Genomic DNA, 25,666 nt, shown 5'->3' with positions numbered 1-25,666 from the left:
AATGAGAAGGTACTTGTCTATTCTAATATTAATGCTCCTCGCGATAATCCTATTAGATGGCTTTACCACGTGGGCACAGGTTCAGCCAATAGCGGTCTTAGAGCTTGAGGACAAGGCTACCTACAATATTGCGGAAAATGGGGATGCATACGTTGAGGAAGTTATAAGCATGTCTGCAACTGCCTTCGCCAGCTTTAAACAACAGTACCCAATGCTGAGCATGCTAACTAGACTCTTCAAATCAAAAAGAACTGATGTCGAGATAACAAATCTCAATATTCAGGTCGACGAGGCAAACAACAGGATCATTGCTAAGTACGTTATAAAGGGCGCCGCAGTATATAAGAAGGATTACTGGGAAATGAAGATTGCAAGTGAAAAGCAGAAGGTAACACTTTCAGCCCAGACGGGTAACACCTTAGTATTCACTTATGCTGGGGCGGTTACAACAGATACTAGAATGATAATCACATCAACTATTAACCTGCCAAAAGAGGCAAAAAACATCAAGTTCATAAGCGATACGAATACATTGCGATATGAATATACTCCTCCAACAGCGTCAGGCCTCTCAATGGCGGGGAACCCAATATTTTTGGTTCTAGGATTAGTATTAGCTATCTTCGCCATAGCAAACATGGTCCTGCCGATGAGAAAGACGGCTCCGACTGCACCTCCCCCACCGCCTCCCCCTGCTAACCTTTGAGAAGCTTTTGAAGGTAAAAAGGAAATTTTTATTTTAAACCATTTTTGTTTTAAATTTTCAAAAACCTTACTTTATGAATTTATATCTCATGGAATGGCCTCTCAATACTTGTAAAGCCCGGGAATTCATCATTTTCACTTAAGTATGACACTCTGAAGCCCTTCTGCAAGAGCTACATTATGCAGACTCCTGTCCCCCGTATACATCTTGTTCGCCTTTACGTACTTGGCTGAAACCACTTGAAGTGCATCAGCCTGGTAAATGTGGTATTTTTCTTGGAGCCTCCAAGCCTCTGCGAGCAGTCTAACTCGGATAGGCACAAGGATCAAAGCTCCAAGCTTCAACAATCTTATAGTTTCTCCGATAAACATCATCCTTGCAGCTACATAGCTTTCATCGTCCAACCACGCTCTTCTTCGATACCTCTCTAGAACCCCCAGCACCTCCCCAATATTCCAGGCTGAAAACGAAAGAGTTAGGTTGCCAGCCAATGCTGAGTTGTATACATCGCGGGCAACCTCGCTACCAGCTTCTTCTACGTAACGTTTAACGATTGTGCTGGAATCAAGGTACACTATTGGGTTTTTCATTTTCTCTCTCCCTCAGCTCCCTTATAGCCTTGCTGGCGTCAGTGGGAACCTTGGGCTTTACAGGCTTGACTTCAATGAGTGATGAGGTCTCTACCATTTTTGAGAGCTCATCTGCTACCACTAACTCGGCAACCTCATCTTCTAGAAGTTCTTCCACAGCTCTGCTCAAAGCTCTCAGCCCAACACGGCTTCCTACTTTGAGCTTAAACTCCTCCCATAGAGCTCGATTTATAAACAGGCTTGTTTTCACTTTCTCACTCATACTCTTCACCTTAATTACTCCAGAGAGTATAAAAAGGTTTTTCAGTAACTTGTTTTCTATAACTACCAGCTGAAGTTTTGCTTTAAAGCTCTGTGAAAAACTTATAATGAGTATTAATACACACGATAGGAGGTAAAACGGGTCTCCAACTATCCTATATAAGGAAACCAAATTATCTGGACTTTTCTTCAGGTGGTAGTGTTATCTTTACTCTCTTGATCCGTGCAAATGTTAGGACAATGTTTTGATACAGCGTGTACAATTCAAACATACCTACAGAACTTCACTGCACGCTCTACTTAGCGCGCTGATTTGATAGAGCACCCGCTTTGGTTGTCCATGGCGGCTCGACCGGAAGACTAAAAATCAGGCACCTGTTATACATGTTTTGTGAAGATATTTGGGACAGCTGGTGTCCGGCTAAGGTTTCCCAATGAACTAGACCCGATCTTGCTTTACCGCGTGGGGCTTGTCTTGGGGAATCTAGGCCTTTCGGGGACGAGTCATATCGTGTATGATTCTAGGATCACGAGCCACCTTGTAATGTATGGATTAGCATTGGGGATGTTATCCTCTGGGATAGACGTATATGAGGTTGGGCTCGCCCCAACACCCATAGCTGGCTTCGCCGCTTCTAGGAGGAAAAGCCTCGGCATAAGTGTAACTGCTAGCCATAATCCTCCCGAGTATAACGGCTTTAAGTTATACACGCCTGACGGCTTTGAGTCTACGCGGGACCTCGAGGAGAAAATCGAGCTCTTACTTGATAAAAGCTTCAGGCCCGTTTCTTGGCAAGAAGTTGGGGGGTTTTCCCGCGACAGCCTGGTCGTCGAGGAATATGTTACAGAGCTTTTAGAAAGATTTGCCCCGTCGAGGACTGCCTGGAGACCCATAGTAATTATCGACTGTGCAAATGGCGCTACTTTTGACGTCTCGCCTAGGATAGCTCGGATGATGGGGGCTAGGCCTATAACCATGAACTGTAACCCTGACGGGCATTTCCCGGCACGTTTACCTGAGCCCAGGAAGGACGTGCTAGAACAGTACTCTGGGATTGCAAGCGTTGTAAATGCATCGATTATCCTGGCACACGACGGGGACGGGGACAGGCTTGCAGTTCTTGACACGCAGAGTGGATACATAAAGCTGGACAGGCTACTAGCATACTATGCAAACTTGGCACTCGAGGACAAGCCTGGCCATGTTATAGCAAGCATTGATACCGGATTGGCCCTAGACGAGGTCGTAGAGAGGCACGGCGTAAGGCTAGAGAGGTACCCCCTAGGAAAGACCCATGAACGTGTAAAGCAGCTAGGGCCCGGCAACGTTGCTGTGGCATGCGAGCCTTGGAAGCTTATCCTCCCCTCCTGGGGACACTGGGTCGACGGCATCCTACAAGTAGCAATAATACTAAAGAACATGGTTGAAACCGGGAAGCCTCTCTCAAAGTTGCTAGAGGAAGAAAATATCCCAGACTATCCCTGGGACAGGAGAAGCTATATCCTTGACCCCGAAGAGATACGGGACAGGCTTTATGAAGAGCTGGTAGAAGAGCTTAAAGGTCTCCTAGGCGAGCCGGCTAGAATCATCGACATTGATGGATTTAGATACGAGTATCCAGACGGGTCCTGGTTGCTCGTCAGGAAGAGCGGTACAGAGCCAAAGCTTAGGATCTACTCGGAGGCTAAAACCAACGAGAGACTGCGAGAAATAGTTTCAAGTGTGGAGGCAAAGATATTTGAGCTCGCGAAGAGGCTTGGAGGAAAAATAATAGAGAAAACACTCGGCTAAAAATTAGTCATTAGTTTCGGAGTAAAGGCTATAAATTGGGAAAACTATACGTCTAAGTGATGAGGGTAGCTTTTGGCTCCGATGACAACTACTCTATTGTATCCTTCATTGTCCAGGAGCTGAAAAAGAGGGGGCACGAAGTAATCCTGGTCGGCTCGGCGCTGACAGGCAAGCCTTATCCATGGCCAAAGGTCGGGCAGGAAGTTGCACAGCTAGTAGCATCTGGCAAGGCGGATACGGGCATAGTTATGTGCTATACGGGGACAGGTGTAAGCATAGCGGCTAACAAGGTAAAGGGAATAAGAGCAGCGCTATGCACAGATGCAAAGAACGCAAGAGGCGCAAGGCTGTGGAACGATGCCAACGTTCTAGCGCTAAGCGCGAGGTTGCTCTCAGAAGAGGTAGCCAAAGAAATACTCGACGAATGGTTCTCGGTAAAAGAGCCCGACCCCTCTGAGAGGGAAAACATAGACTACCTCAAAAATCTTGACCAAGCCTGAACGGCTTAACGGGAAGAGTTTTCTTTTTATTTCTTTATTTTCTCAACGTATCTTGCTTCTTCTCTTTCTCTTGGAACCGACAGTGCAACTATTATCGAGCCCGTCAAGAAGAAGTAGTGCCAAACAGCCCAGAAGAGGTTTACCAGTATCGCGGCTTGCAGAATCATTGGTGCAGATGGGTACCACGCGACACCAGCAAATATTGATAAAAGCAAGAGAATGTCAAAGAAAACGTGGGGTACAACAACGCCGAACGCTCTTCTCCCCCTGCCTTTCGGGGTCACCTTGAATGGACGTTTACGCCTAGCAAGCCAGGAGAAAAATGAGACCGTTAACCCGAAGAAGGCTATGTATTCTACGAACTGGTGGAGAAGGAAGCCCCTAAGACCATAGGTTTTTCTCCGTATGCTATAGGTGAATATGGCCGTCGAGAAGAACAAATAGGGAAAGTAGACAATGGCATAAAGGAACGGGTCAAGCTTGATGTAGGGTCTCCTTAACAATAGGAAGACTATTGGCGCAATTATTTCGAACAATGTAAGGATACCCTCTTTCAGCCAATAATAAAAGCCAGCAGCATAGTCAAAGAAGACCTGAATGTCGAGGCTCATCTTTAAAAGATTAGGTGTAAGCTGGAAATAGCCAAAAGACCATCTGCTCTGCTGCTGTACATATGCAGAAGCGTCTGGAGGCGGCTCTCCATACCAGATAAGCTCCTCGTCCAGGTAGGGGGAGAGATATTTCATGGAGTGAATCTTTACAGAGGTTGCCGCGTCCTCAGTTATGCTCGACTCGTCCATGCCCCCGACTTCCTTAAGGACGCTTGCCCGGAAAACCGTGCCAGAACCCAGGGAAAAAGCCGACGACTCGCTTCTCCCACGCATTATTATCCTTAGGAAGGGCTCCTGTTGGTACTTTGCGCCCTGAGAGACATAGGAGTCTATCTCGGTGTATTTTTGAGGAACCTGGACAAATGCGACATTCTCGTCTCTAAAGAATGGAATTACCGCATCAAAGAAGCCTGAGGTTGGACGCTGGTCAGCGTCGAATATAGCTATGAGGTCATACTTGTCTCCAACAAGCCTTAGGGCATTGTTTATGGCTCCAGCCTTGAAGCCTCTGCGGTCAGTCCTATGGATATAATATATACCATTAACTTTACAAAATTCCTCCATTTCTTTGACTATCTCGGGCCTGGTCGAGTCGTCCAAAAGATACACGTCGCCTCTACCCTTAAGTGCGGCCTTAACTGAGAGAAGCGTGTCCTTAATAATACCTGGATCCTCATTAAATGACGTGACAAAGGCCGCAATCCTAAGGTTTAGGGGTTTCCCTACGTACCTTGCATCATACTTTCTGTATCGAAGTGTCACAAGTGTGTAGTTTAGAAATACGAAGAAACCCGTAAACATTGCTAGCCAAACGCCATATGCAAGCCACACCAGCCAAACGTCGCTGAAGGTAAGATAAGTTGCAATTAGTGCCGCGAGGAAAGGCGAAAAAAAGACGAGGTAATTTATTATTCTCTTCATGTTTCTAGCCAGGGATCTTTGATTGGAGAACTGTGCATTTTGGAACCCCCTCTTTGTAGTCTGAACGTATAGCTATATCTACCAGTCCCCTCAATGCTTGGCACTGTGCTCCAATAGGCTCACATAGGAGGATTATAGAAGCATTTTTTGTTCCATGCTTAAGGCTTTCTAGGAACTCCTTCCAAAATGCCCTAGAGAGCTGGGGCGCCTCTTGTGAGGGGTATATGGGTTCGAGGTCATTTGTACTTGCTATTACTATAATTTTTTCTGTATCGTCTGCCTCAATCTCTCTAATGAAGTCCTGTGCCAGCTTTTTGGCTAGTCTTATAACTTCTTCTACGCTCCCTGTTTTTAGCTTGGTTGCTTCATAGGAATATGTTGTTCCATAGTAGTCAACATAGCTTGATTCTGCTATTAGGGTCGAGAATCTCTGTGTTGAGAAAATTAAGGCCTTGAATTCCTCAGAGTATATTTTCTTTGGAACCTCTAGTATCTCCTGTATGCATTTGAGAATATTGGAAGAGTCTGTCTCAATAAGCATAGTGGACCTTATATAAACTGCTTTCTTTAAGGCGTCTAGATGTGAAGGGGTATACATTATCTTTTTGTTTCTTTCTAAGGCTAGCGCTATTTCCATGACGCCTACGGGAATCGGGTAAAGCGTGAAAGCCCCGGGTCTATAGAGAACATAGTCATTAATAATAGGGATAAGCGCGCCAACCTTGGCGCCACTATATTCCATGGCTTCCTCCAGTATCTCTCTAGCCCTTGTCATAGTTTCTTCGTCTGTGGGAACTTTGTTAACTATGATGGCCGAAAACGGTAGCTGTTCTTTAGCCTGTAGTGCATCAATATACCTCTTTGTAGAGCTGAGAGACACTGGGGTCGGCTCGAGAACCATTATTATCCCTTCTTGGATCCCCTTGTATGTCTCGTGGAAATTTTTTCTTTCAATAGAGAATAGTGGATCTTCATAAGACAGGGCCGCCTCATGGTCAACAATAACATAGTCAACATTTTCGCTATTAAGCGCTCTCGTATATGTCTCAGAGAACTTGTCTTTAAAAGACAATAAGTCTCGCTTCTCTACTTCTAGGGGAATCCTTTCACTATATATCCTCAAAACTGTTAGAGTCCCCTTTCCAGTCTCAATTGTTTTTAGTGATGTCCTATAGTCAAGATTTTCTTTTACAGCCTGGATAATGCCCTTAGCCTTGTGTCCAACAAGCTCAGATATTGTGCTTACTGGATCCGCGTCTACAATTAAGACTTTTGAACCTCTTAGCGCTAGAAACTTGCCAAGCGAGAGTGCTAGTGATGAGCCGCCAACACCACCTTTAACCTTTAGGAAAACATATCTACGCATGTTTATATTTCCGAAAAGGAAGTATTTATATTTTTTAGTTCAATTTAGACGCTTGACTGAGCGTTCCCGTTTAAGGGAAAAGTTGCTCCAAAACCTGTCCCCCTGTCAAATATTTTTCTAGAATCTTCATCTGTATCAATTTTTCACCAATGACATTATATGTCATTTTTCCATCAAAAACAAACAAAGAGTATGCGATTCCTTTATGCTCGAGCTCCATATTCTGGATATCGTTCAAGATTCCTTGCAAAGGACTTCTCTTTGAGAATTGCCTGAAATACTCCTCTAATTTTCTCATAGCGCTAGGTACGCCTAGCATTCTTACGGCCAAGTAGTCAGTTTGTTCAAAAGAAACATTTTGATGCATTTGGAGCGACTGTTCTCTATACATATTTGTAAGATATTCTAGAACATCTCTTTGGCAATCCTTGTCAGGGTAGAGGGGAAACTTAAAGGGAATATTTTCAGAGCTTGCCAGGTACTCTTTCTCGATCCGTCTAGACAATAAGAGGCTCAATGAGTCGTTCCTTAGTTTACTTGAAAATACGCAGTCAAAGAGGTAAACATATTTTGGGTTGTGGAGGCTTGTATAAAGGACGTAGGGGAGCCAGACTTTCTTCCACGTGCTAATCTTTTGTAGCACTCTCTCCGAGACATTTATATACAGCATATGGATAAAGCCAAGCATCGGCTAGTTAAATCTCACTGCATATCTTCTAGCTGTGTTTTCTTATGAGGCTGACATAGCCTGAATGCAACCTTGGATGATTATCTTCAAATATTGGGCCCTCCCTGTTATATAGATAGGAAAATCTTTCCTTTACGTTTAACCCTCGAATCGAGGCCATTTCTACAAAAATTTTCCTCGCAAGTATAGAGTATCCGCTCCAAGACTCTACGGGAAATTGGTCAAGATGAGAGGTACCTGCTACAAGGTCTTCGCCTATTCTATAGAGACGCATATGTCCGTAGAGATACCCATTAATCAGAGGGAGATAGATGAGTCCCTTTGTTCCCCTGTCTCCCGTCCAGGAAGCGCTTGTCTTCACAAGCATCTTCATCTCGTTCCCGAAAGGTGTCTCGCCAAAAAAGTAGCTTTTAACTTCTCCTGCCATGTGGAATCCCTTGAATATAAATGACACGGGCCAGTCAATGTTTCTCGCGGAGACATATTCGGACTGGAAGTCGTAATTGTAGGTTATCGAGGAATCTATGGAGACTTCGGCTAGGCCACTAAGAGGGTGAACTAGGCGCGAGAAATAGTACTCAGCCCAAAGAGACCTGAGATTGAAAGCGCTGGCAGTGAAGGCTTTTCCCGAGAACCTTGGCTCAACATTTGAACCCAAATAGCCAACAATTGTGGCTTGGTTTCCTTCCCAAGTCTCATATATCTTTAGCTTCCCTCCAAGTCCAGCAAGCCAGAATTCACCTAAAAGGAAATGCTCTTTCCCATATAGGTCTATAGGAGCTCCCTCATGATCCGCTAGTCCCTCACTCTTTAGGGAACCAGAAACGATGGGATCCACTAGGACAATTCTCTCCTTTTTAGCGTCGTAAAATACGTGCAGGCTACTCGTCCAAACTCTTGCCTTGTAACTCCGGTTGTGCAGAAAATCCCAGAAAGAACCCTCAACCTCTCTTGGCTCCTCGAATCTTACAAGATAGGCGCATCCATAGTTGCCTGTCGACCTATTGAACCAGTCATGAGTAAATACTACATGATAATCTTGCTTTACAAAAATTTGAGCATACTCACCATCTGCTACCCGTGGTTTTTGCATTTTCCCCTTTAAACTGCAAGGTTCAAAATGCAACGAGGTACTTGCAACTAGCTGTTTTAGGCTTGCCCTAACTTTTGAACGTTTATAATTCATGTGATTTCTATCTTTAAAACCAAATAAAAAAGTAAAGAAATAAACTTATAAAGGATAGCAAAATTTCTCAAAGGAATTAAAACGGTTGTTTCAAGGAATTTGACATATATGCATCTTCTCCTTAAGGAAATTGTTCAAGAATTTATTTACGACTTCTTTATTTAATAAAAAATCTTTAAAGATAGCTAGTAGTTTGTCAATGATAATACTTTAAATAGTTATTCTTATCCTTTAATGTGTGCAAACAACAAAATCCAAAGGCTTAAATAAAAATACCTTATACGCCGTAATTATTGCTGTAATACTTCTAATTGTTGCGGTAATAGTTTTGCTTCCAAAGGGTCCCACACCCACGGGACCAGTTGCACAGGCTAGACCATTCCACAAGCAAATACTCTACGTAATTGTCAACGATGAGGGAACAAGAATTAACATGTATAAAACCGGGGTATTCGATATAGCTGCTGTAACCCCGGCGAGATGGCCTGATGTAAACAATACAAAGGTAGGTAACTTTACCCTCCACCTGGTGAGGAGACCAGACAAGCCACAACTTACAATTCAGTATGTAGGACTTAACCCCATGAAGGAACCCTTCAATATTCCGGAGGTTAGACAGGCACTGGCATATGCTGTGCCCTATGACGTCATACTGAAACAGGTGTTTGGAGGCCTATACACGAGGCTCTACACTATAATACCCAAGGGGATGCCTGGCTATACAGAGTTCGGCATAAACAAGTATGAGTACGACATGAATAAGGCACAACAGATAATGTCCCAGCTTAAGGCTAAAGGCTTCGACCCAAGCAAGTACGTTATAACCATTATCTATAACGAGGGCAACACTGCGCGCCAGCAAATAGCGACACTGCTCCAGCAGTCATGGAGCCAGCTAGGATTCAAGGTGACAGTAGAGTCTTACTCGTGGCCAAAGTACCTTGACTTGACAGACCACTTCCAGTTCCAAGTCATGCTTCTAGGATGGATCCCCGACTATTTCGACCCAGACGACTACTTGATGCCATTTGTCTGGGGAGGCGCAGAGTTCAAGAATCTAGAGATCAATAGCAACGTCGCTCCAGGAGACGTTGGAAAATATCTCGCAAACGTAAACATGACTGTAGAGACCGAGAAGTTCATAGTTGTCGCCGGCGAGAAGGGTACCGGCGCGAAATATACGGGTCCGACAAACAAGCCGATAATCACTATTGGCTACGTGGTTGACTGGGACACAACAAACAGCAACTGGGCAAACCCAGTAAACATGGTCACTCTTGGAACAGGAGGACTCAAAGATGTTGCACTAAGCGCCCTATGCAAGGCTGCCCAGAGAATAGTAGACCCAACGATCAGGGAAGCAGTGCTCCAGGCGGCAACGATTTATTTCAATAAGCAGGCAACGTTACTCATCTTAGGGCAACAAATCACGGGCGAAAACTACGGATCATGGGTACACGACATGTACTACCCCGTTGCCACCTTTGCTAGATACGACCTGGTATGGGAGGATCCCAACGCTCCAGTCGCTGACACCGGTGTAGCGGGCGTCAAGAACAGCCCAGAAACAATGGTTATAGGAGACATCGGCTGGCCAGACACATTTGACCCAGCAAAGTCCTACGAGAGCTTCGGCTGGGAAATATTCTGGCAAACCTATGGAAAGCTAGTCACAATGTGGAAAGAAGATACCGAGCCTATCCCAGAGCTCTCTGTCGCGTGGGCCTTCAGCAAGGATCTGACAGAGCTCTACTTCGTAATGAGGGGCAACGTCAAGGCATACGACCCGTGGAACAACAAGACCTACCCCATTACAGCTGTAGACGCGCTCTTCAGCGTGTGGCGCGCAGTTAGACTAAACCTACCAGGTGGGCCCCAATGGATGATCGACAGCTACATAGATGTTAACGCTTCAAGCGTTATGACAGAGAGCGAGCTAGACAACCTAGCAAAGACAAACGGGCTAGTAACATTCTACATGGGCAAGTCTGCAGAAGTCCACAGCCTAAACGAGCTACTAAGCTTCTTCAAGTACAGCGGGCCGACAGCGGGCGTAGTAAAGTTCAAGCTACGCTTCCCCTACGTCCCAATACTCCAGATATTCGTCACGGGCGTCGGCTCAATTATACCGATGCAGTACGCCCTTGGAAATAACTACCAGGCGGCTCTAGCCGACTCAAACAATGGTAGAAACCCCGCGGCGTGGGCTAAATATGTGGGTGTAGGCGAAGATGACCCGACATTCAAGCTACTTTCAACAAAGCCTGTATCAACTGGTCCATACTATGTTGCAGACTACAAGGAAGATAGCTACATCCTGCTCAAATACAACCCATACTACTGGAACGCGACATTATGGCAACAACTATATGGATTCAAGCCCTAAAAACTTAAAACCTTTTTTTCTTTTTTGGTGAGTTGGAAAATGGGACTTGGAAGTTATCTTTTAAGGAGGTTGCTGACCTTTCTGCCCAGCGTGATAGGGGCGTTGCTGATAACTTACCTAATTGCATACGTTATACCTACTGACCCCGTCAGGGCATGGGTAGGAGAGAAACTCATGGATCCATCAACCCTCGACAAGCTAAAAAAGGAATACAAGTTCGACGCGCCCTGGTACGAGCAATTCGTCTTCCTGGTTGAAAAGTTGCTGAGCGGTACACTTATTGACCCGGTGCGTGGAACCCCAGTTGTCCAGCAAGTGGCACAGAGATTCCCCATAACAGTCGAGCTGGCGATTTTTGGGATGCTGTTTACGGTGGCTATAGGGATACCTCTAGGCATAGTTGCCGCCGCAAAGAAGGACAGTGTCATCGACTTTTTTGTAAGGATATTTGCATTGTTCGGTAGCTCTATTCCAGCCTTCGTGCTATACTACTTTTTGATACTCGCCTTCTACGTATATGCCAGAGCCTCTTTGCTCGCTGGAGTACCGTTCTATTCCCTTTCCTGTGCCGCCCGCCTAGACTCTATAAGGGACGCTGTGCCAGTGCTGGGCTACTTGGTATGGGCAGTTGGGCAAGTCCCAATCTTTGGCGCCCCAATGTGTGGAGAATTTAGTGTTGTTTCCGATACGGTGGTAAGAATGTGGCTTCCAGGACTGGCTCTTGGCCTGCTATCAGGGGGATTCATTGCCAGAATAGTGAGGAACAGTCTTCTCGACGCCTTCACATCAGAGTCAATCCTTTTTGCAAAGGCTAGAGGGCTGACAAACCAGCGGATATGGCGCCACGCTTTGAAGAACGCCTTTGCACCAATAGTGACCATTCTTGGACTTGATTTTGCCGGGCTACTTACCGGGGCAATAATAGCTGAGACTGTCTTCAATATTCCTGGAATGGGGCTCTACATGTATCAGGGGATAACTAGGCTTAACTTCCCTATAATCATTGCTGGAACATTCCTGTTCTCGATAATATACATAGTCATGAATCTCATAGTAGACCTCATTTACGCCTTGATTGATCCCCGGGTGAGATACTAGAGGTCGAGAAGCATGAACCCTGTTTACCGTTTTGGAAGCTGGCTTATAGACAAATATGCAGGTCTAAGGGAAAAGATAAGCCCGGGATGGCTCGAAAAGAACAGGTCCAAACTCGTTGAGACAAAGCTCTCCGTCTATGTCTTCACTTCTTCCAGGATAGGGCTCACCGGTCTAGCCCTTGTTGTCATTACACTTTTTCTAGCGATATTTGGCCCCTTTATTGCATGGGAACCGTACGACGTATACCCGATACTCAACAAGCCCGAGCTAGCTGGAAAGTTGCCTCATCCACCGTGTTTTGGGAACTGTGAAGGTCTGCCAATGTTTGGTACAGACCAGTATGGAAGAGACGTTTTAAGCCTAGTGGTAAGGGGTTTCAGGATAGCCCTTGTTATGAGCATAATAATTGTTGTAACTAGCTCTCTTATAGGCATTCTGATAGGCCTAGTCTCGGGCTATTTCGGAGGACTAGTAGACGAAATCCTAATGAGGTTTACCGACATGATGCTCGCTTTCCCAGGGCTAATCCTAGCTATAGCATTCAGCTTAACGCTCCGGCTCTCTCTTAGAGACTTCCTGATGGCAAACCCAACGGCAACAAGCATAGTTGCCTCCCTATTTGCCCTTAACCCCAAGGACGCTCCTAACCTCGCAAACCTGCTCTCTGTCTTCCTCGCACTTATACTCGTTTGGTGGCCCCCATACGCAAGGGTTGTGAGAGGCTCCGTCCTATCAGTAAAGGAGCAGGGCTTCATAGAGGCCGCAAAGGCTCTGGGGCTTTCAACGTGGAAGATACTTACCAGGCACATTTTCCCCAACATCATGTCTCCACTCCTAGTCATGGTTACATTCGATTTTGCGACCGCGACACTTAGCTCTGCGGCCCTATCGTTCCTGGGTTTGGGCCCCCAGCCACCTGTCCCCGATCTGGGCCTCATTATTTCACAGGCGGGGCAGTACTTCCCGGAGAAAAGCTGGTGGATAGTAATAGAGGCCGGGACAGCATTGCTACTAATATCTCTTGGATGGAACCTAGTGGGAGACGCCCTGAGGGACGTCTTCGACCCGAAGACTAGGCGCTCAATAGAGTTAAAAGCCAAGATAGAGGTGAGAAAATGAGTAGCACTTTGCCCGAAAACCAGGTATTAGCGGTAAGAGACCTCTCGGTGAGGTTCTACACGTATGCCGGCGTTGTACACGCTGTCTCGCAGGCCTACCTAGACGTGTTCGAAAGGGAAACAGTCGCCCTGGTTGGAGAGACGGGCTGTGGGAAGTCTGTTTTCACAAAGGCGATTACAGGCTTGATAGATCCGCCTGGGCGCATTGAGACTGGACAAGCATTGTTCAGGAAGAGAGACGGGACAATTGTTGACCTGCTAAAGCTGTCGCCAGAAGAGATCAGGGAAATAAGGGGAAACGAGATTGCCTACATATTCCAGGACCCCTCAAGCTCACTAGACCCACTATACACTGCAGGAGACCACATAGCTGAAACCATTCTTGAGCATAGACCAATAACTAAGGACGAGGCTTATCAAGAGGCTGTCCAACTGCTCCGAGACGTATTGATTCCGAACCCCGAGGTCAGGGTCAAGAACTACCCACATGAGCTTAGCGGGGGGATGAGGCAGAGAGTTGTGATTGCCACAGCTATAGCAAACAAGCCGAGGCTCCTAATTGCAGACGAGCCGACAACCAACCTAGACGTAACAGTCCAGGCACAGATCCTAGACCTGTTGAGGGGGCTGAAAGAAAAATACAAGATGAGCCTCCTCTTAATCACACACAATCTAGGAGTAGTAGCAGAGACAGCTGACAGGGTTTATGTCATGTATGGAGGCAGAATAGCCGAAACAGCAGACGTAAACACTATATTCGAGGCACCAATGCACCCCTACACCCAACTCCTATTAAGGGCCGTCCCAAACCCATTGAAACGAATCGAGCGGCTAGAATCAATACCGGGCACCGTTCCCAACTTGATAGACATGAAGCCTGGTTGCCCCTTCGCCCCCCGATGCCCATTCGCTATGGAGATCTGCAGAAAGGAAGACCCTCCCAGAATAGATCTAGGTAACGGTCACGTTGTTCACTGCTGGCTACATGCAAAGAGGTGAGAAAAATGGCGGAACTTATACGGGTTGAAAACCTGAAGAAATACTTCAAGGTAAGAGGCTCCCTATTTAAGACTGTCAAAGCCGTCGACGGCGTCGACTTCACTATAAGCCAGGGCGAAACCCTTGGACTCGTGGGTGAAAGTGGGTGCGGAAAGTCGACACTAGGCAGAACCGTTATACGCCTCCTAGAGCCAACGTCTGGAAAAATATTCTTCAATGGAAAAGACGTCATGTCCCTTAGGGGTGAAGAGTTAAAACAGTTCAGGAGAAATGCCCAGATAGTCTTCCAAGACCCAAACACATCTCTAAACCCCAGGATGACCATTTTCGAGATACTCTCTGAGCCACTCTTCGAGCACAATATCCCGGTCGGAGACCCCGAAGAATACATTGTAAAGCAACTAGAAAGCGTTGGCCTGGGAAGGGAGCACCTATACAGATACCCCCACGAGCTCAGCGGTGGACAAAAACAGAGAATAGCTATCCTCAGGGCGCTCACCCTGAACCCAAGCTTCATAGTCCTAGACGAGCCAACATCTTCCCTAGATGTCTCTGTGCAGGCATCTATACTAAACATGCTTAAAGACATACAGAGAGAAAGGAAGATATCCTACCTCTTCATATCCCACGACATAGGAGTAGTCAAATACATGAGCCACAGGATAGGAGTAATGTATCTAGGAAAAATCGTCGAGCTAGGGCCATCGGATAGAATATTCGAGAACCCCCTGCACCCATACACAAAGTTCCTACTAAGCTCAATACCTATACCCGACCCCAAATATGCGAGAACCAGGCAGAGACTAGCAATCCAGGGCGAGCCCCCATCGCCAATAGACATACCGAAGGGATGCAGGTTCCACCCCAGGTGCCCATTCGCCACAGAAAAATGCAGGACAGCCGAGCCGCCACTAATAGAAGTTGAGCCCGGCCACTATGTCGCATGCTGGCTACATGAAAAAGCCTAAAACTCTTCTATTCTAGGCTTTATTTTCTCAAAGTCTTCCTCAATCTCTGTTAAACAATAGAGTACGATGTTTTCTTCTGGCTGAAATGTAAAGCCGCCATGCTAGCGTGCAAGAACTAGTTCCAGCTTGTTGTTTCTCAAGGCTTAATGTAGTACTCCTAATCCTTCTCTCTCAACGAATAACATACTCCAAGTTATTATACTCTAAAGTATCATGCTTGTGATTTTTTATCTCCACAACGTTAATCTTCAAATCCGACAAGCATGGCAATATTGAAGAACATAGTCAATAAAAAGCTAAAAGAGACAGACACGACGCAACTCTAGGCTTGTATACTCTCTCCTAAACCTTTTCTTCTTCACTCCCGATCTCTACTATTTTTGTCCTAGACTTCCAGCCAGAAACAATTTTTACCTGAGAAGATGAAACCCCAAAGTACTTTGCAAGCTTCTTAATAAGCTCCATGTTTGCCTCTCCCCTCTCCGGCCTCGACTTGAGACCTACAAATATCTTGTCGCCCTCCACCCTGACATAATCCTTGTGAAACTCGACCTCTACTTGATACCTCAAAATCATCACAATATGGATAATAACTTTTGGAAATAAATTTTGAGCGCGCGCTGTGATCCACATTTCTCTGCTAGAAGCCTCTCACCAAGTGCAATACCCACTTCCTTATCCTCACAGTTGTGCCACTCCTTTCGACAAGCCCACTCCTAAGGAGGACATCTAGCATCTCTTCGCCTATCCTTTTACGTGCCTCCTCTAGTTCGACCTCTTGATCGCCTAGCCGCTCGACAGTTCTCAGCAGGGAGTCCTCAAGCTTTACAGGTATAGCTGGGACCTCCACAGTGCTCCTCATGGCCTCATGTATATAGTAGGCCTTCTCGACGCCCAGCCTAGACAGACAGGAGACGAGATACAGGACAGCCGCCTCCAGCTTGAAGCCCCCCGTAAGGTTTATCCATGCCCTATAACCCAGACCTCTATACCTTGCCACAACGCTTGCAACTGTGTCCACCAGGTTAATCAGACCCTCCTGAAAGTCCAGGCCGAGGCCCGGCACCCTAATTGTTTCTACAAGTTTCCCCTCCGAGGAGAGATAAGCCTCAAGAATCTTCGCAGAGAACTCAGACACACCAGTATCAGACGAAAGAAGCACAACGGCGTCGACCATTCCCTCCTCCAGGTAAGACCTCATAGCGTTAAGCTCAGCGCTCACCTCATACGGCTTGCTGGCAAGAATCCTCAGCCCAGCCTCGAACTCCTCGCAGCCGCTACAAGCCCTCTCACCAGCTTCAGCGTCCTCTCTGCTCCTGGGAGAAGCCTGAGCCCACCTCTTGAATTTCTCTAAAACCTCGCTAGAGACGCTTTGTCCAGAAACATTTTGCGCTATATTCCTAACAATGCTCGTCCCCACGGTAACAATGTGAACGACTTTTTCTTGACTCATAAGTGCCAAAAAAGCTACGGAGAGGAGATTTATTTTGTTTTCTGTAAGAAAAATTTCTTAAATGATAGCGATTATTTTAACCCTTGGGGTTAGCGCGCACTGCATGCCATAACATAAAGTACAAGGCGTTGTAAATGTTCCCACAATATCCATCCTCTTTCATCGCTACTTGGAGGAAGCAAGCTTTCCATCATAAAAACTATTCCAAAACAATCACACAAGTGTTATAGTTTTGGAACATTTTAAACTGTCAACTCACTGTGTTTTCTATTCACTGCTTTTAATAACCTCGTCAAGCCTTGTCAAGAGGATAATCCACGAAACATAGCCGGAGCGCGCGCTAAGTAGAAAATCTTTTTAAGATATTAGAGGCGATTGAGGACAATGTCTTTTCCTAGGGAGGATCTAGCCATCGAGATACAGACGTGGAAGCTCCGCGAGCTCTTAAAGTGGAGGGACTACCTGGAAATACTCGTAGAAGCTGTTAAAACCGTCTTTGGGAAGGGTGCAGAGGTCTACGTATTCGGCTCGGCGGTAGAGGGCAAGCTCACGGTTGACAGCGATGTGGACATCGCAATAGTCCTAGAAGAGCCTCCTAGAACATCGCGGGAGAAAATCCAGGCTACTGAGCAGGCTATGGAGATTGATGGAGGAGAAGGGCGAGCCATGGTGGTACCCCTTCGAGATACACCTGCTTACAAAGGAGGAGCTCTCACTCCTGGAAGGAGCAAAGCTGGTTAGGGTCCTGTAGTCTCGCGCTAATCCAAAAGTGGCACCTAAACAACACTGCTATAACTATCGCGACGAGGAGTTGCACATGCAATACAGAATGTGTTCCTAAAAAGCCTTCGACTAGGTGGAGCACCCACATTCTAATTATTACAGTTGACCCGGCCTCTTTTAGAAAGCCTTCGTTAACACCAATTCCAGGTGAACTTTTTATAGCTTTTCTGGGGCGCAATACTCAGGCACGCACCTTTAAATCGCCTTAGCCACTAACGCCTCGAACGCTCTAGCCCTGCAACGAGCTCTTCTAAGCCTACAGATTCTGGGTACTTTTTCAAATCCGAGTCCTCGGTCACAAGCCTTAAGCGGAGCTTTCTAGCTGCGTACAGGTAAGCCGCATCATAGAAGGTTATTTCCTCCGCCAAAGCCAGCTCTAAGACGTCCGCTGTTTCCTCGTCCCTCAATCTGACAACCTTAACTTCCCTAAATACCTCTGCGAATGCTATCGCTAAAGCCTTAGGAGCCCTAACCCTGCCTACCCGACTCTCCTTCCAAATCACGTTGCCAATCTCATATACTGTCAGATCCAGCACTACAAAGAGATTTAAGTAGTCGAAAAGCTTATCCTTCATCTTCAACATGAGTGGATAAAGTGCAGAGGCGTCAAGCAGGTACTCAACCATTAATGTTCCCTCCTAGTTTCCTTTACTGCCCTAACCCATTCTTCAACCGTTATGTCGCAACCCTTTAGGGCTTCCTCGAGCAACTCCCTGAACTTCTCCTTCTTCGCCTTTCTTACCTCCTCCTCGAGAGCCCTCTCAATAACACTCCTAACATCGATTCCCAGCCTCAAAGCTTCCTCCTTAAGCTCTCTCCTGACCCTAACAGATAGCACTTCAGTAGACACAAATATGTATACAAAGAATTGGGTATATAAAAATTCCGTCTACTGGAATGCGTATTACTTTGAGAAGCATTGTTGCCCGTCATTCGTCAACATATATGTCTATCAACTTAATTTTACGTTAGCTCGCCCCAGCGAAACATGGTAAAAAATGACAAAGAGAGAATGCCAAAAAACTAGCAGAGGAAGCGGATTTAGCGCTTACGTACCACGACTAAAATGAAAAGTTTTCTCAGAACGCGCCTAGAACTCATTCTACTCGCAAGTGGAACAATTGTGCTTGTTTTCCTTTCAAGGATTATAGATTGTGGCGCCTCCTATAGTCACTGTTGTGCTTGAACCAATAAGCTTAAAGCTTTACGCGTAGATTATTCCTGTTGTAAGGTGGTTAAATGGATATAGATATAATGAGCCTTTTGTTCTATATCCTCCTCCTTTACATTGTCTTCCATCCACAGCTACAGATGAACGCTTTGACCAGGGCAAGGCTGAAGCTTATACAGGCAATAGAGAAGAAGTACGGCTGGAGAGTCATCACTCTCATACATAGACAAGAAAAAATAGGCTTCCTAGGCTTCCCGCTCTACAGATACATAGACATAGAAGACTCAGAGGCAGTCATAAGGGCTATCAGGACAACCCCGCCCAACCAGCCGATAGCACTCATACTACACACGCCGGGCGGACTAGTCCTAGCAGCGTCACAGATAGCAATGGCGCTCAAACGGCACCCAGCCAAGAAGATAGTCATAATTCCACACTATGCTATGAGCGGGGGAACCCTGATAGCCCTAGCGGCAGACGAGATAATCATGGACCCCAACGCTGTCCTGGGACCCCTAGACCCACAGATACCCGTGGGCAACACCGCTTACCCGGCACCAAGCCTAGTAAAAGTCGCAAAGCTCAAAGGCGAACAGGCAAAAGAAGAATTCCTAATCCTAGCAGACGTAGCCGAAAAAGCAATAAACGAGATACAAGACTTCATAGTCTCCCTACTCGCTGACAAGATGCCCCAAGAAAAAGCAAGAGAAATAGCCAGAACCCTCACAGAAGGCAGATACACCCACGACTACCCAATAACAGCCGACCAGGCAAAACAGCTAGGACTAAACATAAACACAAACATCCCGCCAGAAATCTATACACTCATGCAACTATACCCACAAGCCATACAGCAAAGACCAGGAATAGAGTACCTCCCACGACCACCAGTCCCATTCTACCCCACAAGACAAGAACCAGCGCGTGCCCGCTGGCAGAGATAAGGAGCATGGCCGCGAGCTTTTCAAGCTTCCCGGGTGGCTAGGCGTGAGGAGGATTGAGGCGCTCCTGCTTGCTGTGCTTTTATGTGTAGGCGCTTTAGCGGCAATCACTATAACGAATGTAAATGAGTGGCACGTCCAGGCGACCCAGCCGCCCGTAAAGAAAATTGCCGGTAGGGACCTTGGGAACCCAGCCTACGGCGTTAAGTCTGGTAGAGTATATTCGAGTATCGAGGACGGCTTAAATGTTACATACGTTGAGGTGTCAGTTCCAAGGTGTCACAGGGCAACTTTTAGCCCTGTGCTTAACGTTAGTGGTTCTGGTGTTTCTGCTAAGCTTTTCGCTGAGAGTGTTTCCGGTAGCTATGCTGGCCAGCTAAATGCCTCTATAACCCTCGGAGCCAACCTACAGGTAGTAGTGTCCAGGGGCACAATAACCCAGCAGACAGGGACACCCGTCACCATAAGCGGACAAACAAGCCTAAGCCTACAGGTGGCTGTCGGCTCTGGAGCACCGCTAGGCGTCGAGGTGGCCCGTATATATACGTGGCTATACTTCAACTACTCCACGGCAAAGGCACGCCAAAAAATAGTATGGATAGTCAAGACCCTCCCCACTCCGCCCAGAGTAGTCCTCTTCTACGACGGGTTCGAAAGTGGAACATTGGCGGGCTGGACAAGTACAACCTATGCATATGTAGAACAGAAAAACTATGATGTAACAGTCACTGAGACATGCTACACAAGAACACCAACTCCCCGAACGATTACAGATACAACTAGACCCGTGGCGGGGTCATGGCTGGCATGGATAGGCTTCGGGAACCAGGTGACCTGTGAACCAGTTCCAGCGAGGGACGATTATCTCAGGCGTTCCATTAGTGTGCCGTCGAGCATTGACGGCGTCGAAGTGAAATATGTAAATGCGACTTTCTGGTGGCGCTTCTTGACGTGGGACTCTGCAAACTACGACTATATTACTCTTTCTCTTAGCAAGGGCACAACAACCTTCTACTGGAAGAACGGATACAACCCCAACTCGGGAAACAATTATGGCCCATTCAGGGACACTGGCTGGCAGAGGAATAGCACGTTTTTCAGTGGGGTTGCAGGCTCCACGATAACTCTCAGTTTCTTACTGCACACGTATAGCGACCAATATTACAGGAGCTGGCTATACATAGACGAAGTATACGTGGTCGCGTACTTTGACTGTGTTTCTGCAAGCCAGGATCCATCCCTAGACGTTGCAGGGAGTGCCCCAGCAAGCTCCTTGAGCCTCACATCTACACTTCACACTCGCCAAGATAATGGTTCATGTGTCGCCTGTAGAGGCTAAGTTAAAATATAGTTTTTGCAAAGTATTCATTCTTTCACAGCGCGCGCAGAATCTCATGTAGACAAGAAATGCCAATAAACGAGAGCACGACCTAAAAGCGAGGAGGCTATCATAAAGCTTTTAGTGTTAGCTCGTTATGTGTATTTCTCTTTGCTTAGATGTTTCACTCCCTACAATGTCTCGGGAACTTCTACTGGCTACACTATCTCTTCGCGAGCCTGACCACACACACTACAGCACTCTACCCAATATTCCTAAAGACACTAATCCAGCACGGCATACCCCCCGCGCTTGCAGCATACAGCCTCGCATACACGCTTAGACTAACGGGCATAATATCCCCATACGCGACGGGACCAGCCCCAGTCTACTACGGAAGCGGATACATCAAGGGCTCCGACTACTGGAAGCTAGGACTAATATTCGGAATCATATACTTCATCGCCTACCTAGCCCTAGGACTACCCATCCTAATGCTTATACTCTAATAAACCCAAACCAAACCTTTTTTCTAACAAATAGTCCCCTATAATTAAACCCCTTTAGACCAAGCTAGATACCTTCAACACATTGAAGATTGGCAAAAACACATTAGAACCGCTTCAAAATATTCATTGTTCTAGCTGTTCCCACGTAGCGTGAAGCCTTCGAAAGAAGCTTATCATCATCGGATACTAAAGTTAACTTATCTCTGCGCGCAATGTATAGATAAGAGGCATCATACACTGTTAGCCTCTCCCTCGATGCCAACTCATACACCTCCATCTCAACTCCTTTAATACTCTCTAAGGGAACCACGTTTAACGCACCCATCAAGATTTCTACGAGGCCTCTAGCAGTATCTGCATCTATCCTTTTCTGCAACACATGCTCCTTCCACACCGCGTTAAGCGCCTCGTACACTGCAAGGTCAAGGCTTAAACCCTCTCCTAGCGGCTTGAGTAAGCCCCGCTTAGCTAAGTTGACTATAGCACTGGCATCAAACAGGTACATCTTTACCTCCCCTCCCTATCTTCACGAATAAGAGATGCTACCTCCTCGTCACTTATGTGACTTAGCCTGGCGCTTAGCTCCTTAGCCTTCTCCTCGAGTTCCTCCAATACACGCTTCCTAACCTCCTCCTCAAGAGCCTTCCTGATCACGGGTCCCGGCTTGATACCATACCGCTCTAGCATCTCCTTCAGGCGCCTGGGAATTTTCGCAGATACAGTCACATAGCTCATGAAACTCATGTAGACTTAAATGTAGTTAGATATAAGGTTTACCTATTTATACCAACTATAAAAGGTCTATCCTAATCATAACAACGAATTTTTGTTCCTGTTGGGTAGCATTTAACCTTTAGGCAGTAGCGCGCAAAAAACAAGATGAAATGGTCTGCGGCTTTCCCAAATCATCTCTAAGTAGTCACCGTGCAGAGGCAAAACTCCAACCTTAAAGATCCTCGTCTGACCATCCCATGCTAATGTCTAGGAGTATCTAGCTGTATGTAAGTTCTCTGTAAAAGCACGCTAGTCTAGAACTGGCGTCTTTCACGAGCCTTTCTCCTGTTTCCCCATAGGGCCTCAGCCTCCCTGTCGATATCGTATTCTACGATTTCGTCCACATTGATATTCATATAGCGGATATACTCTTCCCTAGAAACACCGCTTGATAACCTCAGCTCTACATACCTCTCAACAACGTCCCTCATCCCCATCCGCCCGGTTAGGAACCTCCACCACTAAGCGCTTCGCGCGCTTCTCATATCTTTTCACTTAACTCTTCCTTGAGCAGAAGCATAGCTCTGAGTTTAAAAAGTTCAATCCTTATTAGGTCCAGCTTATCTAGTACTAATTTCAACTGTTCTTCAGTAATAGTTACGCTAATTCCTACGCACTAAAAACATACTGAAACTAAAGATTTATAAAGCTTTTCACAGTAAAATGAAAAACCAAAAACCAATGTACGAAAATCTTTAAATAATTTTTTTCTACGCCTCTCCCTAGCGCGCGCTAAGTGCAAAGGCTTGAAGAAGAGCATAACAGAACATGGTTAAAAAGGCAAAGAAAATTTTCATTGTTTGTAATCCCTCTTAGGCACGTCCCCAAGATTCTTTAACTTAACTAGCCTTCAACCTTCAGCCTTGGCGGGTAGGAATTCTCCATAGTCCAGGTACGCTGAGAGTTCAGGAAATCTACCTCAAGGAAGTATCCCCTAAAACTCAAGCCAGACTTTTCGGAGGCCGTAAACGTGACCGTGAGCTCCATCGACTGGCCATTCTCAAGCTTCACATTGAAGCTATTCGCTACTAGATCAGTGTCCGGCTGTAAAGCCAGGTCCCTGCGGACCCTCACCTGCACAACCTCCTGAACGTTGCCTCCAACAGCTTTCACCCGAACATGAGCCGTAACAACCTGCCCAACAATGGCGCTTGTTACAACCCTCCCGTTAACCGTCCACCAGGCGGACTCCACTACCAAAGTTCCCTGAACCGGAGATGCTGCATAAACCTGGAGCCTGGGCGGATAGTTCTCGGGCATAGTCCACGAAACTATACCCTCCAATTCGACGAAGTATCCCCGCAAAGAGCTACTGCTTGGCTCGTCCGGTCGAAAAGTCACTGTTATCTCCCTATTTTGGCCCTCGCCAATTGAAATATACTGGTTTTCTACCTGCAGATCCTTGTCAGGCATAAATGCAAGGTCTTTCCGAACTCTAATAGTCAACGGCCCCTCAACAGAACTACCTTCAGCATGCAAAATTATATGAGCTGTTACTACGTCTCCTACTTTACAGCTAGAAACCCTCTGACCACCCACTGTCCAGTATGCGTCAATAACCCTAACCACTGCCCTTGGCACAATGACCTGTAGCCTAGGAGGATATAAGGGAGGCTGCTCGCTAATAACTCTACCGTCCCAGAAAACCTTCAGAAAGAATCCCCTCGTACCTATTCCTGCATAAGTCTTAAACGTGCCTTTAAGCGTCTAATTTTCTCCGGGAGCGAGATCAAGTTGATAGGTGTATACAGAGGCATCCCTGTCTTGGCTAAGCGCAACGTCCTCCCGTACAGCAACCTCTAAGGTTCCAGTAAGGCGCTGGGATCTGTAAACATTGCTCACCACCACCTGAAAATCGACACTTTCCCCAGCTTTACACGAAGTTTTACTCCAAACTGCTTGTTCGACCCTAGGAGAAGGAGGAGCAATCAAGACATATGTCTCACGTCTCACTGGAACGTCTAGAGAGAAAAACAAAGCCGAAACCTCAACCTTACCATCAAGCGCAACCATGACCTCGCCGTTGTGGTCAATAACCGACTGCAACACGCTTGCCAGGCTTTCGGCCGATATAGAGGAAGCATCTAGAGTCAAAACCAAGTGCACAGGACGGGACTCCCCCGGCTCGATAGTGAACGGCTGGGAACTCTTCACGAAGCCAACATATTGCCCCTCGAGATAAATATCCGAAGAAAAACTCTTCACATCTACAGGCAAAACACCTCTACCCTTCACGTTAAGATAAACATCTATACTGAGACGGCGACTAGCAACAATGTTCAGCAACTGGTCCGGACTAGAGAACCCAACCCTATCAACACTCACCTCAACATTCGTCATAGAATAATAAAGAAGCCCGAGGTAAACCAGAAAACCCATAACGAGGAGAACAACTATAGCCTTTACAACTCTACGTCTACGTGAAGCCCTCGGATACAACTCTATGGAGGACACCCAAAAGTCGTCGTCCTCCTCCACAACAATAAAAATTGAAAACCAATCAAATATATTTTATGTAAAATCTTCAAGGAGAAACATCAACAAGCGCGTGCAAAGCCTCCCAAATATTCAGCAGAAGACAGCATGGACAGCCCTTAACAAAAAGCCTTTGAGGAAAGGCCCGTCACTTTCTCCAAATCGTTTGATGCATGTCCATATTTCCACAAATTTTATGTTGCAGGTCTAGGAGTACCCAAGCTTGCTAAGAAAAGGTACTTTCAATTCACTAATGGCTCTTCCTTTTATCAATGATTTCGACCGGCTCCAGCCTCGGTATCTCCAAGTTACTGAAGTCCTCGTCGAATGAAACTATGGCATCTGCACCAATAGAGAGAGCAACAGCGTACTGCAGTGCATCATCTATGTCCAGTTTCTTCTCCCGCGCCAATTCCACCGCTCTAACCTCCTCCGCAATAGACGTATAGTGCACAGCTAGACCCCTGTACCCGGTCAAGCTCAGGAGAAAAGTCTTCAGCTTCTCGGGCCTGTTAAGTCTGTCCAAGAGCACCATTATTGAGTGAACCGAGAAATCGGTCACGGTTCCCAATATTTCGCCGTCCCTCAGCATCTTCAAAAAGAGTTTGCACTCGTCCTTCCTCCTACGGGAAAGCATGACCTCGAGAAAGATGTTCGTATCAACCAGGTACATCCTTGAGCACCTTTGAGGCCCAGAACTCCTTAAGCCTATGCTGAAGCTCCACCGAATCAACATCAAGGTCCGCAAGGATCCCGTCAATAGCCTCCACGGGGTCCCCTTCAAACTTTAAGCTCTCTTCCTCCACCCATGAAACCCACCGCGCAATAGCTTCCTCGACTGCTTTTTGCAGAGAGCCCTTTCCGTATCCAAACCTCCTCATCGCAAGTTCCCTAAACCTTCTCTCAAGATCCTTACTTATATTAGCCCTTATCATGGTACTGATTACATAATGCCATAAGACATAAAAGCCTTTTTGCCACAAAACAGCCACTTTTACACCAGACCCCCTTATTCAAAAAGACCACAGTACCCAAAAGACTGGTATCTTTGT

Annotated in this window: 29 protein-coding genes; 12 read left to right on the top strand and 17 right to left on the bottom strand. The window is 46.4% G+C overall.

All coding sequences use genetic code 11. The annotated features are described in order from the left end of the window. Position 1: 1 nt before the first annotated feature. Positions 2–706, top strand: coding sequence for a hypothetical protein (locus N186_RS09055; protein WP_148682198.1), 705 nt, complete (start codon positions 2–4; stop codon positions 704–706). A 134-nt stretch (positions 707–840) separates the two neighbouring features. On the opposite strand, the gene N186_RS09050 is transcribed toward N186_RS09055, so the two are convergent. Both N186_RS09050 and N186_RS09045 read right to left on the bottom strand, forming a co-directional pair. Next, positions 841–1,296: a type II toxin-antitoxin system VapC family toxin gene (locus N186_RS09050; protein ID WP_020963518.1), complete on the bottom strand. Its 456-nt coding sequence runs from the start codon at positions 1,294–1,296 to the stop codon at positions 841–843. After that, entirely contained in the window at positions 1,271–1,558 is a 288-nt protein-coding gene (locus N186_RS09045; RefSeq protein ID WP_052885717.1) for a hypothetical protein, read from the bottom strand. Before N186_RS09045 ends, N186_RS09050 begins: the two co-directional genes overlap by 26 nt. A 390-nt stretch (positions 1,559–1,948) precedes the next feature. Here N186_RS09045 and N186_RS09040 point away from each other — a divergent pair, with 390 nt between their 5' ends. Both N186_RS09040 and N186_RS09035 read left to right on the top strand, forming a co-directional pair. Next, a complete protein-coding gene (locus N186_RS09040) occupies positions 1,949–3,349 on the top strand; it encodes a phosphohexomutase domain-containing protein (RefSeq protein ID WP_020963516.1) in 1,401 nt (466 codons plus the stop codon). 59 nt (positions 3,350–3,408) lie between these two features. Next, positions 3,409–3,849 carry an RpiB/LacA/LacB family sugar-phosphate isomerase gene (locus tag N186_RS09035; RefSeq protein WP_020963515.1) on the top strand — a complete coding sequence of 147 codons (441 nt, stop codon included), beginning with the start codon at positions 3,409–3,411 and terminating at the stop codon, positions 3,847–3,849. Positions 3,850–3,875: 26 nt separating this feature from the next. On the opposite strand, the gene N186_RS09030 is transcribed toward N186_RS09035, so the two are convergent. The 4 genes from N186_RS09030 to N186_RS09015 form a co-directional block, all read right to left on the bottom strand. Then, positions 3,876–5,381 (bottom strand): glycosyltransferase family 2 protein, encoded by a 1,506-nt coding sequence (locus tag N186_RS09030; RefSeq protein WP_020963514.1) that lies wholly within the window; start codon positions 5,379–5,381, stop codon positions 3,876–3,878. A gap of 4 nt (positions 5,382–5,385) precedes the next feature. Then, on the bottom strand, positions 5,386–6,747 hold the full coding sequence (locus N186_RS09025; RefSeq protein ID WP_020963513.1) for a nucleotide-binding protein: 1,362 nt from the start codon (positions 6,745–6,747) through the stop codon (positions 5,386–5,388). A gap of 70 nt (positions 6,748–6,817) precedes the next feature. Beyond that, entirely contained in the window at positions 6,818–7,417 is a 600-nt protein-coding gene (locus tag N186_RS09020; protein ID WP_020963512.1) for a hypothetical protein, read from the bottom strand. 46 nt (positions 7,418–7,463) lie between these two features. Next, positions 7,464–8,621, bottom strand: a complete 1,158-nt coding sequence (locus N186_RS09015; RefSeq protein WP_020963511.1) for a hypothetical protein — start codon at positions 8,619–8,621, stop codon at positions 7,464–7,466. 238 nt (positions 8,622–8,859) lie between these two features. Between N186_RS09015 and N186_RS09010 the strand changes: the two genes are divergently transcribed. From N186_RS09010 to N186_RS08990, 5 genes are read left to right on the top strand one after another with little or no spacing between them, the layout of a single operon-like run. Then, positions 8,860–11,007 (top strand): ABC transporter substrate-binding protein, encoded by a 2,148-nt coding sequence (locus N186_RS09010; RefSeq protein WP_020963510.1) that lies wholly within the window; start codon positions 8,860–8,862, stop codon positions 11,005–11,007. Between the two features lie 27 nt (positions 11,008–11,034). Further along, a complete protein-coding gene (locus N186_RS09005; protein ID WP_240366738.1) occupies positions 11,035–12,105 on the top strand; it encodes an ABC transporter permease in 1,071 nt (356 codons plus the stop codon). A 12-nt stretch (positions 12,106–12,117) separates the two neighbouring features. Next, on the top strand, positions 12,118–13,224 hold the full coding sequence (locus N186_RS09000) for an ABC transporter permease (protein ID WP_020963508.1): 1,107 nt from the start codon (positions 12,118–12,120) through the stop codon (positions 13,222–13,224). After that, on the top strand, positions 13,221–14,222 hold the full coding sequence (locus N186_RS08995; RefSeq protein ID WP_020963507.1) for an ABC transporter ATP-binding protein: 1,002 nt from the start codon (positions 13,221–13,223) through the stop codon (positions 14,220–14,222). The genes N186_RS09000 and N186_RS08995 overlap by 4 nt, the downstream gene beginning before the upstream one ends. A gap of 5 nt (positions 14,223–14,227) precedes the next feature. After that, the gene (locus N186_RS08990) at positions 14,228–15,190 is read left to right on the top strand and encodes an ABC transporter ATP-binding protein (protein WP_052885715.1); all 963 of its coding nucleotides are present in this window, start codon (positions 14,228–14,230) and stop codon (positions 15,188–15,190) included. Positions 15,191–15,532: 342 nt separating this feature from the next. On the opposite strand, the gene N186_RS08985 is transcribed toward N186_RS08990, so the two are convergent. Both N186_RS08985 and N186_RS08980 read right to left on the bottom strand, forming a co-directional pair. After that, positions 15,533–15,766 (bottom strand): DUF167 domain-containing protein, encoded by a 234-nt coding sequence (locus tag N186_RS08985; protein ID WP_020963505.1) that lies wholly within the window; start codon positions 15,764–15,766, stop codon positions 15,533–15,535. Between the two features lie 64 nt (positions 15,767–15,830). Beyond that, positions 15,831–16,643 (bottom strand): putative CRISPR-associated protein, encoded by an 813-nt coding sequence (locus N186_RS08980; protein WP_020963504.1) that lies wholly within the window; start codon positions 16,641–16,643, stop codon positions 15,831–15,833. Positions 16,644–17,027: 384 nt separating this feature from the next. Here N186_RS08980 and N186_RS08975 point away from each other — a divergent pair, with 384 nt between their 5' ends. Further along, complete coding sequence (locus N186_RS08975) at positions 17,028–17,384, top strand: nucleotidyltransferase domain-containing protein (protein ID WP_020963503.1); 357 nt, start codon at positions 17,028–17,030, stop codon at positions 17,382–17,384. A 254-nt stretch (positions 17,385–17,638) separates the two neighbouring features. Here the strand turns inward: N186_RS08975 and N186_RS08970 are convergent, their stop codons facing one another. Next, on the bottom strand, positions 17,639–18,052 hold the full coding sequence (locus N186_RS08970) for a type II toxin-antitoxin system VapC family toxin (RefSeq protein WP_020963502.1): 414 nt from the start codon (positions 18,050–18,052) through the stop codon (positions 17,639–17,641). Continuing rightward, positions 18,052–18,276 carry a type II toxin-antitoxin system CcdA family antitoxin gene (locus N186_RS08965; RefSeq protein ID WP_020963501.1) on the bottom strand — a complete coding sequence of 75 codons (225 nt, stop codon included), beginning with the start codon at positions 18,274–18,276 and terminating at the stop codon, positions 18,052–18,054. Before N186_RS08965 ends, N186_RS08970 begins: the two co-directional genes overlap by 1 nt. Positions 18,277–18,665: 389 nt before the next feature. On the opposite strand from N186_RS08965, the gene N186_RS08960 reads away from it, so the two are divergent. The 3 genes from N186_RS08960 (at position 18,666) to N186_RS08950 (ending at position 21,365) form a co-directional block, all read left to right on the top strand. Continuing rightward, positions 18,666–19,541 carry an SDH family Clp fold serine proteinase gene (locus N186_RS08960; RefSeq protein WP_020963500.1) on the top strand — a complete coding sequence of 292 codons (876 nt, stop codon included), beginning with the start codon at positions 18,666–18,668 and terminating at the stop codon, positions 19,539–19,541. A 43-nt stretch (positions 19,542–19,584) separates the two neighbouring features. Further along, a complete protein-coding gene (locus N186_RS08955; RefSeq protein ID WP_148682197.1) occupies positions 19,585–20,877 on the top strand; it encodes a hypothetical protein in 1,293 nt (430 codons plus the stop codon). 158 nt (positions 20,878–21,035) lie between these two features. Further along, positions 21,036–21,365, top strand: a complete 330-nt coding sequence (locus tag N186_RS08950; protein ID WP_020963498.1) for an anion permease — start codon at positions 21,036–21,038, stop codon at positions 21,363–21,365. 103 nt (positions 21,366–21,468) lie between these two features. On the opposite strand, the gene N186_RS08945 is transcribed toward N186_RS08950, so the two are convergent. From N186_RS08945 to N186_RS08920, 7 genes are all read right to left on the bottom strand, one after another. Further along, a complete protein-coding gene (locus tag N186_RS08945; protein WP_020963497.1) occupies positions 21,469–21,870 on the bottom strand; it encodes a type II toxin-antitoxin system VapC family toxin in 402 nt (133 codons plus the stop codon). Positions 21,871–21,872: 2 nt separating this feature from the next. After that, positions 21,873–22,109: a hypothetical protein gene (locus N186_RS08940; RefSeq protein ID WP_052885588.1), complete on the bottom strand. Its 237-nt coding sequence runs from the start codon at positions 22,107–22,109 to the stop codon at positions 21,873–21,875. 284 nt (positions 22,110–22,393) lie between these two features. After that, the gene (locus N186_RS09800; RefSeq protein WP_020963495.1) at positions 22,394–22,570 is read right to left on the bottom strand and encodes a hypothetical protein; all 177 of its coding nucleotides are present in this window, start codon (positions 22,568–22,570) and stop codon (positions 22,394–22,396) included. 412 nt (positions 22,571–22,982) lie between these two features. After that, on the bottom strand, positions 22,983–23,720 hold the full coding sequence (locus N186_RS08935) for a hypothetical protein (RefSeq protein ID WP_020963494.1): 738 nt from the start codon (positions 23,718–23,720) through the stop codon (positions 22,983–22,985). A 126-nt stretch (positions 23,721–23,846) separates the two neighbouring features. Next, positions 23,847–24,617 carry an LEA/WHy family protein gene (locus N186_RS08930; RefSeq protein WP_020963493.1) on the bottom strand — a complete coding sequence of 257 codons (771 nt, stop codon included), beginning with the start codon at positions 24,615–24,617 and terminating at the stop codon, positions 23,847–23,849. Positions 24,618–24,864: 247 nt separating this feature from the next. Beyond that, on the bottom strand, positions 24,865–25,287 hold the full coding sequence (locus tag N186_RS08925) for a type II toxin-antitoxin system VapC family toxin (protein ID WP_187147025.1): 423 nt from the start codon (positions 25,285–25,287) through the stop codon (positions 24,865–24,867). Beyond that, positions 25,274–25,549 carry a hypothetical protein gene (locus N186_RS08920; RefSeq protein WP_148682195.1) on the bottom strand — a complete coding sequence of 92 codons (276 nt, stop codon included), beginning with the start codon at positions 25,547–25,549 and terminating at the stop codon, positions 25,274–25,276. The genes N186_RS08925 and N186_RS08920 overlap by 14 nt, the downstream gene beginning before the upstream one ends. Between the last annotated feature and the right edge of the window lie 117 nt (positions 25,550–25,666).

The sequence above is a fragment of the Thermofilum adornatum genome (genome assembly GCF_000446015.1).
In the GTDB taxonomy this organism is placed as follows: Archaea; Thermoproteota; Thermoprotei; order Thermofilales; family Thermofilaceae; genus Thermofilum; species Thermofilum adornatum.
The sequence above is the reverse complement of the archived record's forward strand: the minus strand, read 5'-3'. Positions and strand labels throughout refer to the sequence as shown.